Origin of the sequence: Cohnella sp. AR92 (assembly GCF_003990975.1) — a bacterium.
Taxonomy (GTDB): domain Bacteria; phylum Bacillota; class Bacilli; order Paenibacillales; family Paenibacillaceae; genus Cohnella.
On sequence record NZ_RZJR01000005.1, the window covers coordinates 173,657 to 186,019 of the forward strand.

11 protein-coding genes are annotated in these 12,363 nt (G+C 56.7%); 4 read left to right on the plus strand and 7 right to left on the minus strand.

Annotation, left to right across the window (positions count from 1 at the left end):
- Positions 1-122: 122 nt before the first annotated feature.
- The gene (locus ELR57_RS09590; RefSeq protein ID WP_126958828.1) at positions 123-821 is read right to left on the minus strand and encodes a CTP synthase C-terminal region-related (seleno)protein; all 699 of its coding nucleotides are present in this window, start codon (positions 819-821) and stop codon (positions 123-125) included.
- A gap of 204 nt (positions 822-1,025) precedes the next feature.
- On the opposite strand from ELR57_RS09590, the gene ELR57_RS09595 reads away from it, so the two are divergent.
- From ELR57_RS09595 to ELR57_RS09605, 3 genes are all read left to right on the plus strand, one after another.
- The gene (locus ELR57_RS09595) at positions 1,026-1,385 is read left to right on the plus strand and encodes a BlaI/MecI/CopY family transcriptional regulator (protein ID WP_126958829.1); all 360 of its coding nucleotides are present in this window, start codon (positions 1,026-1,028) and stop codon (positions 1,383-1,385) included.
- The gene (locus ELR57_RS09600) at positions 1,382-2,824 is read left to right on the plus strand and encodes a M56 family metallopeptidase (RefSeq protein WP_126958831.1); all 1,443 of its coding nucleotides are present in this window, start codon (positions 1,382-1,384) and stop codon (positions 2,822-2,824) included. Before ELR57_RS09595 ends, ELR57_RS09600 begins: the two co-directional genes overlap by 4 nt.
- Before the next feature lie 187 nt (positions 2,825-3,011).
- Positions 3,012-5,453 (plus strand): DUF7507 domain-containing protein, encoded by a 2,442-nt coding sequence (locus ELR57_RS09605; RefSeq protein WP_126958833.1) that lies wholly within the window; start codon positions 3,012-3,014, stop codon positions 5,451-5,453.
- A gap of 64 nt (positions 5,454-5,517) precedes the next feature.
- Here the strand turns inward: ELR57_RS09605 and ELR57_RS09610 are convergent, their stop codons facing one another.
- Both ELR57_RS09610 and trpS read right to left on the minus strand, forming a co-directional pair.
- Positions 5,518-6,060, minus strand: coding sequence for a glutathione peroxidase (locus ELR57_RS09610; protein WP_126958834.1), 543 nt, complete (start codon positions 6,058-6,060; stop codon positions 5,518-5,520).
- A 628-nt stretch (positions 6,061-6,688) separates the two neighbouring features.
- Complete coding sequence (gene trpS, locus ELR57_RS09615; RefSeq protein WP_126958836.1) at positions 6,689-7,702, minus strand: tryptophan--tRNA ligase; 1,014 nt, start codon at positions 7,700-7,702, stop codon at positions 6,689-6,691.
- Positions 7,703-8,231: 529 nt separating this feature from the next.
- Here trpS and ELR57_RS09620 point away from each other — a divergent pair.
- Positions 8,232-8,426 (plus strand): DUF2524 domain-containing protein, encoded by a 195-nt coding sequence (locus ELR57_RS09620; RefSeq protein ID WP_126958837.1) that lies wholly within the window; start codon positions 8,232-8,234, stop codon positions 8,424-8,426.
- 56 nt (positions 8,427-8,482) lie between these two features.
- Here the strand turns inward: ELR57_RS09620 and ELR57_RS09625 are convergent, their stop codons facing one another.
- The 4 genes from ELR57_RS09625 to ELR57_RS28275 all read right to left on the minus strand — a co-directional run bounded on the left by ELR57_RS09625 (position 8,483) and on the right by ELR57_RS28275 (position 12,353).
- A complete protein-coding gene (locus tag ELR57_RS09625) occupies positions 8,483-9,145 on the minus strand; it encodes an HD domain-containing protein (protein ID WP_126958839.1) in 663 nt (220 codons plus the stop codon).
- Between the two features lie 89 nt (positions 9,146-9,234).
- On the minus strand, positions 9,235-10,074 hold the full coding sequence (gene yidC / locus ELR57_RS09630; protein ID WP_238162469.1) for a membrane protein insertase YidC: 840 nt from the start codon (positions 10,072-10,074) through the stop codon (positions 9,235-9,237).
- A gap of 421 nt (positions 10,075-10,495) precedes the next feature.
- A complete protein-coding gene (locus ELR57_RS09635; RefSeq protein ID WP_238162478.1) occupies positions 10,496-10,876 on the minus strand; it encodes a VOC family protein in 381 nt (126 codons plus the stop codon).
- Positions 10,770-12,353: a helix-turn-helix domain-containing protein gene (locus ELR57_RS28275; RefSeq protein ID WP_126958842.1), complete on the minus strand. Its 1,584-nt coding sequence runs from the start codon at positions 12,351-12,353 to the stop codon at positions 10,770-10,772. The genes ELR57_RS09635 and ELR57_RS28275 overlap by 107 nt, the downstream gene beginning before the upstream one ends.
- Between the last annotated feature and the right edge of the window lie 10 nt (positions 12,354-12,363).

Consider the following 12,363-nt stretch of genomic DNA (forward strand, 5'->3'; position numbering starts at 1 on the left):
CTTTACTCTTCTAGCTTCCCCTTGTCAAATCCCGTTATTCCGTCAAAGACAAGCCAAAAACGCCCTCTGCGTCCGCATAAACGGACGACAAAGGGCGCCAGGTTCAAATTCCGTACGATAGGCTATTTGCCCATAGCCGATCTAACATAGGCCGTAATCAGAGGATGAGCTCGCCCGGCGAACGCCGAACGCTCCGGCTGGAACAGCGTCCCGATGAAGAAGGGATGGGAGTCGAGCTCCATAACCCGGATCTCGCCGTCCGAATCGCGGCCGGCAATCCGCAGCCCGGCTTGCTCCAGCTGCGGCGCGTATTCCTTAACCAAGCCGTAGTTGCAGGTGCCGAACTGCTCGACGATCTCCAGCACGCCGTAGCTTGCCGCCGCCTTCGTGCCCGGAACGAGCCGGAAGGCGAAGTCCCTCTCGCTTACGCTGCAAGCGAGCGGCGCCACCAGAAGCGCTGAACCCGCCGGATTCGTCTCCGCGTGATCCGCATCCTCTATACGAAGAACGTTCCTGGCGAATTCGATGATCAGGTGCTGGAAGCCTCCGCATGATCCCAGGAACGGCAAGCCGTTCTCTCTGGCATAGCGGATTCCGTTCAAGGCTCCCGTCATGCTGGCATAAGGGCTGGCTGGAACGCACCAGAGCGCCGAATACTTCGCCAATTGGCCCTCTACATCCCGCTCCAGGTTCGTTGTCGGAATCCAATCCGCCTCTACTTCGCATTCCAGTACCTCCGCCGCAAGCCACAGCGCTCTCGGAATCGCGATATGCGCCTTCACTTGCTCATCGTAATCGCCGATCAATCCAATACGCAGCATGACCGCCCAACCCTTCTATTGGCTTATTTTGCAAAAACAAGGCTTAATTCTACTTCACTTGACTCCGAGAATCCATGGTACTTCCGAATGGTTTGTACATTTATTTTCCATGAACAATCGACCTCTTGCATTATGAGGTTTACTCCGATAAACTTGAGTCAAGGTTTGGGTTTACCGAAGTAAACCTCCTAAGGAGGAATCGATATGGACAACAACAAGCTGTTCGACGCGGAATATAAATTCGTCAGCCTGATCTGGGAGCACGAGCCGGTGAATTCCACGGAGCTTGTGAAGCTATGCCAGATGAGCCTGGGCTGGAAAAAGTCGACCACTTATACGGTCCTTCGCAAATTATGCTCGCGCGGAATCCTGAGCAACGAGAATGCGACGGTTACGGCGATCGTTAAGCGGGATGAGGTGCAGAAGCACGAGAGCGAGGCGCTGATCGAGAGAAGCTTCGGCGGCTCCCTTCCGAAGTTCCTGACCGCGTTCCTGAACCAGAAGAAGCTGACCCCTCAAGAGGCGGAGAAGCTGAAGCGCATTATCGAGGAGGCTGCGGAATGAACGGACTTGTCGGTACGTTCACTACCGTCCTCAATATGAGCATTACCGCGTCGTATGCGGCCGCGGTCGTCCTGATTATCCGGCTGCTGCTGCGAAGGGCGCCGAGGGTCTATTCTTACGCGTTATGGTCGGTCGTGCTTCTGCGCATGGTCACCCCCGTTACGCTCGTCTCCGGCTTCAGCCTGCTCAGCTTGCTGAACGCGGGACAGAGCGACTCGGGCCGGCTGGAATACATTCCTCAAGATATCGACATGATGAAGCGGCCGGAGATCGCGACAGGAATCCGGCTCATCGACCGAACGGTTAATTCCAGTCTGCCGGGGGCCATTCTGACGCATAGCGCCAATCCCCTGCAGATCATCATGGCTTTGGCTTGCGCCGTCTGGATAAGCGGAGTTGTCATTCTGCTCCTCCATGGCCTGCTCGCATATTGGCGGACGGCAAACAAAATTCGAACGGCAACTCTAATAGGGGAGAACGTATACGAAACGGATCAGATCGCTTCCCCGTTCGCGTTCGGTCTGCTGCGCCCGAAGATTTACGTTCCGGTCGGGCTTAGCCAGTCGGAGCTGCGTTATATAACGGAACACGAGCGGGCGCACATCCGGCGGAAGGATCATTGGATCAAGCCGATCGCTTACCTGGCCTTGATCGTTCATTGGTTCAACCCTCTTCTGTGGATCTCCTACGGCAGAATGAGCAAAGACATGGAGATGGCCTGCGACGAAAGCGTTCTGAAGTCGCTCGGCGTGGATAACCGGCAAGGATATTCGCAATCGCTGCTGTCCCTTGCGTCGGGTCATTCGTGGGCGAGAGGCGGGCCTCTTGCCTTCGGCGAGAATCATGTCGCATCTAGAATCAAGCATATCGTTCGGTTCAGAGCGCCGAGCCCTAGAGGTCTAGCCCTCTCCTTCCTCGTTGTCCTGATCGCCGTCGCCGGACTTGCGGTGAACCCAGGAGCGCAGGCTGCGGAACCTCTTAGCGCTCCCCGTTCTCCAAAGATGGTCGAAGGTTATCCGATCCAAGAGCTGCTTCGCTATAAGACGCCTTATGTCGGAGCAGCCGGCAACGTCGGCAACCTGATTCAGCGGATGCCGCGCCCGGAGGGGCTGACCGGGGGAATCATGGAGCTTCACACCGTCGCCCCTCCTTATGGAGCTACTTTCCATTACAAGCCGGAAGCAGGGTTCACCGGCGTGATCCAAATAGAAGAACGGAATGCGGTCTTCTTCCGCAACGCGGCCATCCTGTTCAGCTTGATCGGCAACGTCGATACCATCCATGCCTATATCGAAGGAGCAGGCGGCGAGACATATACCGTCGCACGTTCTCAGGTCGAAGAAGCATTCGACGGGGATGTCCGCAAATATGCCGATGACGAGAGCAGCTTGGCTGCCTATATCGTCCAAGTCCAGGCTTATGAACTTAAGGCCCCATAACCTCCCTCTACGTAAGGCCGGATCGTCATCGATCCGGCCTTTTCGCCCATTGTTCGAGGGAGCACGGGGAGGATCAAGGCTCTCGGTGAATCCTCTTAACGGCATCAAGCCTCGAAGCCGCGGAACTTCGCCTACCGTCCGTTCATATATTGGATGGATAACCTGAGAAGGAACAGGAGGCTTTAAGGTGCCCTTAGTCTTGCGGTTTGACGCTAATGATACGGGAGCTATTACTTTTACCGGCAATACTTTGGGGCTGAGCCGATCGAATGTCGACGGCGTGCCCGGCACGCGCGATTTTATCGGGGCGTTCACGACGGTCGATACGTCCAGCCAGTTCGGCAGCTACCCGCCCGGGACGACCTCGGACTTCAACCTCGACAGCGCCAGCGCCATCTTGCGTTTGCCGGCCGGCAGCGAGGTGCTCTATGCCGAGCTTGTCTGGGCAGGGACGTATAACGTTACCGGCGGAACGAACAATTTCTTCGCCTTTATCGACAAGTCGGTTTCGATGAGGACGCCGGCAGGAATGACCTTCAGCATCGCTCCCGATCCCGCCACCGCTCAGATTTCCCATCGCAACGCGACCGACAACTACTTTAGGTCCGCTAATGTCACAGAGCTGGTTCGAGTGGCAGGCGCAGGAACCTACACGGTCGGAGGAGTCGTCGGGAATATCGACCTCGGCAACAGCACCGCGAACAGCTGCGGCTGGACGCTGTGCGTCGTCTATGAGAATCCGAGCTTGCCGTTCCGCAACCTGAGCTTGAACGTAGGCATCGTCGAGATTGCTACCGGAAGCGACCCTTCCGTGACGACGACGATCACCGGCTTCGCCACGCCGATCGAAGGACCGGTCAGCGGCCGCATGGCGCTATGCGCTCAAGACGGAGACGCCAACAAGAGAGGGGATCAAGTGCTATTCGGGCCAACGGAGGCCGATCTGGTCAACCTGTCCGGACCGAACAACTTCCTGAACAATTTCTTCGCTTCGCAGATTAACGACGACACCGGGAACCTGGACACGTCCGGAACGTTCGGCGACCGGAACCAGATCAACGGGGATCCGGGCACCCAAATCGTCGGGGGACGGCAGAGCTGGGACATCACGAACGTCGATATCTCCCAGACGCTGACGAACAATCAGACCTCGGCCGCCTTCCAGCTTCGCACGACCAATGACGGCTATTCGGTCATAGCAGTCGGCATCTATATCGATATCAACTCCCCGCGCATCACTATCGAGAAGAGCGTTGACGCCGAAGTCGCCGAGATCGGGCAGATCTTGACGTATACGGTCGTCATCGCGAATACCGGGACGGTATCCGCGAATGCGATGTTCCTGCTCGACAGCCTGCCGAACGATACCGTCTTCGTTCCCGGCAGCATCACGGTTAACGGGGTGTCGGTGCCGGGAGATCCGACGACCGGAGTGTCGCTCGGCTCCGTGGCTCCCGACGAGGCGGTTGTTGTCACGTATCAAGCGCTTGTCGTCTCTTTTCCGGAGAACGGCCTGATCTCGAACCAAGCGCTCGTCGACTTCCAATACCAGAGCGTGCCGGGCGGCGAGATTAACATGGGGGAGATTCCTTCCAACGTCGTCGTGACTCCTATCCTACCTCCCAACTTCAGCCTGACCATCGTCAAGACGGCGGACCGAACGACCGCCAACCCCGGGGATACCGTCCGCTATTCGATCACGGTAACCAACCCTTCCAATGCCCCCTTGACGAACGTCCGGGTCACGGATCCCGTGCTGCAATTCGAACAGCTCATTCCCTCCCTTCCTGCAGGCGAATCGCGAACGTTTACGGTCAACTCCGTCGTCCCCCCCGGAACGCCTGCGGGTACCGAGATCGTGAATACGGCAACGGCGACATCGGATCAGGCCGGCCCCGTATCCAGTACGGCCATCGTTACGGTGCTGCCGGTGCCTGACTTCACCATCGTGAAGACGGCGGACCGGACGACCGCCCATCCGGGCGATACGATCGTCTATACGATCGTCGTGACCAATACCGGCAATTCAACGCTGTCCTTCCTGCAAATCACGGACCCGCTGCTCGGCCTTGTCGAGACGATTCCTTCGCTTCCGCAAGGACAGTCCGTTCGTCTGCAGCGTTCCTTCACCGTGCCGCTCGACGCGGCCGACGGCTCGCGGATCGCGAACGTCGCTACGGCGGTTGCCGTGCATGCCCCGTCCAAGTCCACGGAGGAAGCGGTGACCGTCGTCGTTCCGCCTCTCACGGCAGCCAAGTCCGCTTCCTCCGACGAGGTCGCGGTCGATGGGCGGATCACCTATGCGATTCTCGTCACGAATGTCGGCCAGACGCCGCTCCTAAATGTCCGGCTTGCCGACGTTCTGCCCGAGCCGCTTGAGTTCATACCGAATACGCTTAAGGTGAATGACCAGACAAGACCGGGCGCCGACCCTGCCAATCTCGTAATCGGCACGATTCAACCGGGCGCTTCGGTTCGCGTCACGTTCCAAGCCCGACCGCAACGCGTCCCCGCGGACGAGAGAGTCACGAACCAAGCCGTTATCACCTTCCAGACGGCGCTGACCGGCCCGGAATTCACCGTGACCACGAATCCGACAGAGGTTCGCGTAACGGAAGAAGAGGAATAAGCTTGCCGATTAACTAAGAAACAGGCCGCCAGCCTTCCATACGCGGAGGCGGCGGCCTTTTGCCTTAAAGCAGCGCTTCGATATCCAATTCAAGCTCCCGGGGTTCCACCGTCGGTTCGAATCTCCCCCTGACCTTGCCATACCGGTCGATCAGGAACTTCGTGAAGTTCCATTTGATTCCGTCTCCCCCGGCGATCTCCGGAAACTTCTCCCTTAGGAACCGATCCATCCACTCTCCGCTCTCCGTTTGAAGGTCGAAGCCTTGGAATGGGGCTTGCCGGGTTAGATACGAATACAACGGATGGGCATTCGCCCCCCTGACCTCAATCTTCTCGAACAACGGGAACGTCAGCCCTCTGCTTGAACATTCCTGCTGGATCTCCGGATTCGATCCGGGCTCCCTTGCGTTAAATTGATTGCATGGGAAGCCTAGAATCTCGAATCCCAGCGCTCTCTTGCTCTCATACAATTTCTGCAGATCGGCGAACTGGCGAGAGTAGGCACACTGACTTGCGGTGTTGACGACTAACAGAACTTTTCCTCGATAATCCTCAAGCTCGATCTGCCGGCCGTCCATACGGACAGCGTGAAAAGAATAAATGGACATGCGGCCTTCCTCCCTTGTTAATCGAAGCGAAGATGAACTCCCATATCCATCCTACTCTCCCATTGCCTATAGCTGAAATATATTGTCACTATGAGATTTATAGCTTAGACCAATAGGCTGCGATTTCTTCGATCGAAGCGAGTCGCTTCGCTCGTTCTGCTCGTTGGCGAGTATCGACTTCCTGCATGCTACTAACGACTAACGGCCGGTTTACGGTGTTCCGCCTACGCTTTCGACCCACAGCTAACGGCTTAGCATACCGCTCACGGCTTACAGCTCACGGCCTACACTGCTTACCGTTCATGGTTACAGCTTATTGCATACCGTTAATCGCTTACCGCTTATCGCTAACGGAAATCCCAGCCCCTTACATTCCCGAAAATAGGCTTTCTAAATTCTTACGGAAATATGAGACGCTTATCTTGCATTTTAGCCTCGCCGAGAGGGGTTACCGTCCGCTAAGGGGCTGTGATTTCCTTTAAAATCCAAAACCTGTCTATTGGGACCTGTAAAGGTCTCAAATCTCCGTTACGATTCTGTTCCGTTACGATTCTGCTCCGTTACGATTCTGTTCCGCTACGATTCAGATCAAAGTGGAAGTACCGTCAACCTCGACTCTCTCCCGGTATTACTCCACCAACCCCCGGCGCCCCTCCTCGAAGTAATCGAGGCTCATCGCCTCCCTAACCTCTTGCATGGTCTCCTTGGCGATGGCGCGCGCCCGCTTGGTTCCGTCCATCAGAATCTCGTCGACGGCGCCCGGTCTTGCTTCGTAATGCGCCCGGCGCTCCCTCATGGGTTCGATAAGCCGCTCCAACGCCGACGTGATGAGCCCCTTGCACGCCGCGCAACCCATTTTCCCCTGGCTGCAGCCTTCCTTGATCTCCTCGGCGCCCTCCGGCCGGAAAGCTTGATGATACGAATAGATAGGGCAGATCTCCGGATGGCCGGGATCGTTCTTGTGAATGCGCGCCGGGTCCGTCGTAGCTCGTTTGATCCGAGCCGCGATCTCTTCGGTGGAAGAATCGAGCGGAATCGAGTTGCCGAGGCTCTTGCTCATCTTGGCGCTGCCGTCCGTACCGACCAACCGGGGCATATCCCCTACCAGCGCTCGGGGCTCGACCAGAATCGGCTTATACAGCTCGTTGAATCGGCGAACGATCTTCCGGGTCAACTCCAAGTGCGGAAGCTGGTCGTCCCCGACCGGAACGATGGAAGCCTTGCAGAACGTAATATCGGCCGCCTGGCTGACGGGATACCCCAGGAATCCGTAATACATCTCATCCAGCCCGCTGTTCTTCGACTCGGACTTGACCGTCGGGTTATGCCGCAGCGAATTCACGGTAACGAACATGGAATACAGAACCGTGAGCTCGGCGATCTCCGGAATAAGGGACTGGACGAAGATCGTCGCTTTCTCCGGATCGATGCCTACCGCCAAATAATCCAGAGCGACCTCCCGCAGGTGGCCCCGAATCCGATCCGGCTGGTCAAAATGGGTCGTCAGCGCTTGAACATCGGCCAGCAGCACGAAAGTCTCATATTGATCCTGCAATATAACGCGGTTGCGGAGACTGCCGACGTAATGGCCAAGGTGAAGCTTGCCGGTTACGCGGTCTCCCGTTAGAACTCGTTCTCTCATGGGTTAACATCCTCCTTGTTGGTAACAACAGAATGCAACAGAATGGTTGTATCGCCGACCATCGCCACCAGCCGCCCTCCATGGCCATCACCCCCTTTAAAGTCAAAAAAACTCCGTCCGATAAGGACGAAGTTGTCGTGGTACCACCTTAATTAGACCGTTCCGCTGCATGAGAAGCAGGCGTAACGATCCTCTCTTCACGGTGCGGAGACGATCCTGGATCGGTCTCGATACCGTCCCCTTGGTAACGGCGGGATGCCCGGCAATCCCCTACTGCGCCTTGCGGCGGTTCGGAGAAGCAACTCGGAAGGCCATTCGATCATACGCCGGACACCGGTTCGCAGCGACCACCGGCTCTCTGAGTCCTCTCTCGTATGCCTACTTACCCTTCTTCTGCGTTGTTGAAAATATTACGATTTATTTTATTGGGATTGGTTGGAAACGTCAATAGGGGGCATCCTGGACTCCGAATAAAATCCGGCATAGCCTCCATAATAGGGGAGTACATCATGGAAGGAGATGAGGTTCCGTGCTCGATAATCTGGAGAGCAACTATGATTGTTCCCATGCGGGGGATGACCTGCATCAGCTCAAGCAGGAGCTTGCCGAGCTTCGCGGCCAAGGCGCCGAAGACGCGGAGTCGCAGCAGCGGATCAACCGCCTGGAGAACCAAATTTCGTTCATCCAGAACAAATGCGACATCAACTCCGGCGGCTCTCGATAGGATATGGAACAAAAAAAGCACCCGAGGGTGCTTTTCTTATGGACGATGGAATCGATTTATTGCTCGCCTTCCCACTCCCGATGGAACCTGTCCAAGAATTGCTCCATATAAAGGTGCCTCTCCTCGGCGATCCTTCTGGCCGAAGGAGTGTTGAATAAGTCCTTCAGCTTGAGAAGCTTCTCATGGAAGTGATTGATCGCCGTCCCTTTATCGTTCCGGTACTCCTTGGCGGTCATGGAATCGCGGGGCGGCAGGCTTGGATCGTGAACGGGACGGCCCGTCCAACCGGAATAGACGAAGGTCCGCGCGATTCCGACCGCGCCGATGGCATCGAGGCGATCCGCGTCCTGCACGACCCGTCCTTCCAGCGTGCTCATCGGCGGGTTGGTTCCGCCATTGTAGGACATCGTGGAGATGATCTCCAGGATGCGGGCACGCTCCTCTTCGGGAAGGGGTTGGCCCTGCAGCCAGTCTCCGACCTTCCGAAGACCGGCTTCCTTCGATTCGTTCAGCTTCTCGTCCGCGACGTCATGCAGAAGGGCTGCCGTTACGCAGATAAAGGAATCGGCGCCTTCCTCCCGGGCAAGCCGCTTCGCCATCCGGGTCACGCGGTGGATATGCCACCAATCGTGGCCGGAAGAATCGTTCTCCAGCTCCGAGCGGCTGAACCTCTCGGCCGCTTCGATCACCCTCTGCTGCTCGTTGCTGTACACTCGCATTCCCTCCATAACCGTGTTTGATGTCAATTCGGTCTAACATAGAAGAAGCACGCCGCAATCGCTCGCGGCATGCCCTTATCCTCAATTCTTTACTTCGCCAGTACCGGCTGGTCCTTCTTCTCTTCCTGGACGGGCTTCCTGTACCACTTATTCAGCAAGACCGTCTGCACGATGATGAAGATTCCGCCTACCGCCCAATAAAGCGGCAGCGCGGCCGGCATGGCGAAGGCGAATATGCCCATCATGATCGGGGGAATGTACCCGATCACCGCCAGCTGCGGATTCGCGTTCTGCTGGTAGGAGGCCGTCATCTTCTGCGACACGCGGAATTGAATGAAATAAACCGCCGCCGCGATGAACGGAAGCACCATATCCGGCTTGCCCAAGCTGAACCACAAGAAGTTATGAGCCGCAATCTCCGGAGTCCGGCGGATCGCGTAATAGAAGCCGAGGGTGATCGGCCATTGGATCAGCATCGGCAGGCAGCCGATATTAAGCGGATTGACCTGATGCTTCTGATACAGCTGCATCATCTCGGCCTGCTGCTTGCCGCGAGCGTCCGCGCTCTTATCCTTCTTGTACTTCTCCTTCAGGGCATTCAGCTCCGGCTGGAGTACGGCCATCTTCTCTCTCATGGCGAATTGCTTCTTCGTCTGGTTCATCATAAGCGGCAGAATCGCCACTCGGATGAAGAACGTCATGACAATGATCGACAAGCCGTAATCCCCATGGAACGCATTGCCGAAGTACTTGATCAGGTTCGAGAAAGTATAAACGAAGTAATGGTTAAAGAACCCATGCGATGTCGAAGTAATCGGGTGAGACGGAGTGGCGGGCGCACAGCCGCTAAGCGCAAGAACCGGTATAATCGCAACGCACAATAGAAGAGCGAGCCTTGCCCGCTTGGAATGCCTTATTAATGAAATCACAGTCGTCCTCCCTATGGATGGAAATACGTCTTGGGATAGGGAGGACAAGGCAATCCGCGTCGTCGTCGGGAGCCTCTCTGCGCCTGATCGTCCGCACGATCCAACGGCGTACGCCGATGAACAGAGGCCAACTTACCGCAACCGATGGCGTCGAGCCGACCGCCACCGCTGCGTGGTTCCATTGGATCTCATGCGCGGAGAATAAGGTAAATGGAAGGGATGCGATCGAGCAGAGAAGGCCAAACGAGAAGACCAATTGAATAAGGTCAATCAACTGCTCCAGCTGCCCCACCGCAATCACCTCCCTCTAGAAGTCGTTCTTCAAGTCTATACGGGACTCATTATATCACGTTGCGCGAACATGCTAAATACGCCGCCCGAGCCGATCGGCGGCGTGTCGAATTCCGATAGGTTTCCGGCGCTACTCCCGGCAGATCATCAGCTTGTTCCCGTCCGGGTCCTTCACGACGAACCAATGATCATGCTCGATCTCCGTGACGAGCTCGACCCCGAGTCCCTTCATATAGTCCAACGAGCCTTGCAGGTCCTCCGTCATCAGCATGAAGGCGGGAGTCTCGATCGACGGAGCTCCTCCGGGCTCTTGCCCTCCCCACTTCGGCATCGTGTCCAGGATAAGACCGGCTCCATCCATGGGCAACGGGCACAAGTGGCCCCCGATAATCTCGCAGCTCTTCTCATCGATGCCGAGAACCCGGCAGTACCAGCCGCGAGACTTCTCGATATCGCGCACCGGGACAAAGATGCTGCCGACCTTGTTCTTGATCGGACTTGCCGATCCCATGCTTTCTTCGGACTGCAAGGGGTTGTTCATTGAGATCCCTCCGCTTATTATTCGGAAAGCTTTCGGTGCAACGAAGGGTCGGTAGCCCTCCGGCAAGCGCCGCCCGATCGGCTCGCTGTTCATTCCGGACACTCTCCTCTGGCAGAATGGGAAGATAAACCTTCACGACGACATCCTGTACGATGTCCATCCCCTGAACCGTGTCATATTCCGCGAACCATTGCCTCTCATCGTCTAGCCGATACCCGCCGCTTGCCGCGACCCAACGATGCATTCGCTCCAGAATGCCGGTCATCAGCCCGTAGGCTCCGGATACGCAGCAAGCGTACTTGCCAGCCCCCAATCGCTTCCGTTCCGATCCGGCGGAGTCGATCGGCTCCGATTCGTCCGTTAGTATGCCGTTCTCCCACCAGTACGGCTCCGAATCCGGATCTCCATAACGATAAGACATGTAATACCTTCCACGGGAGGCATGCTCTTGGCGGGCCGAATCGCTCTCGTACCAAGCGATCAACCTCCGTTCAGCCGTCTCCTGCGCCTCCTCCCCATATCCCCGGAAGAAGAATGCAGTTGCATCTGTCCGTTCGACAATCTCGATCGACGGATCGCGAAGCTTGCGCTGCACGGGCAGAAAAAGATTCATGCGAGCAACCTTGCCGTTGTAGGCGATGAATTCCTCGATGTATTGGCGGCGGCTTGTCTCGAAAGCGCTCTTGGGCAGCCATTCCGCCAGCAACCGATCCCATCCGTCCTGGATCACTTGCGGCGATAATGCAGCCACCTTTCTTACGGCATACATCCCTCCCTCGAACGGCACCTCCTCCAAGGAGACATCCATCGGCAGTCCCGCTTCACTCACGATTAGGATTCGGTAGCCATAGCCTCCAGCCGCATTATCCCGAGGGGGATCGACATTGTGGCCGAATATTCGCACTTTCGCGGCCTTATCTACCCCGCAGGCGGACAGCTTCTCGTGAACGATTCGGAAAGCCTCGTTCTCTATGCCCTCCTCCCTCTCGGCATGATGCAGATACGCATACGCCCTCTCCGGCATGAAGCGAATGACTTTGACGTCGGGGAAGCGATCGGCTTGCTCTTTGTCCTCCAAGTAGTCGACGCGTTCCCGCAGGCGAACCGGCTCGAAGCTGTAGTAAATAACGGCCTTGCGATAAGACGCCGGGGTCATTCCGACGATCTTCTTGAACACCTTGGCGAACGAATGATAGGATTCGAACCCGCTGTCCCACGCGAGCTCTTCCACGGAACGTTTGGAATTTCGAAGATGGCCGGCGGCGATGCTGATCCTTCTTTTGCGTATGTAGTCTTTGACCGGGTGGCCGGTAAGCGCGTAGAAGACCCGATACAATTGGGCGAGCGAGAGAAAAGACTCCTCGGCGATGCCGGCCAGATCGAGCTCCTCCTCCAGATGCTCCTCGATATAGTCGATCGCCTTCTGCACGGACTCCGCGTAGCTCATTTTCCCCACC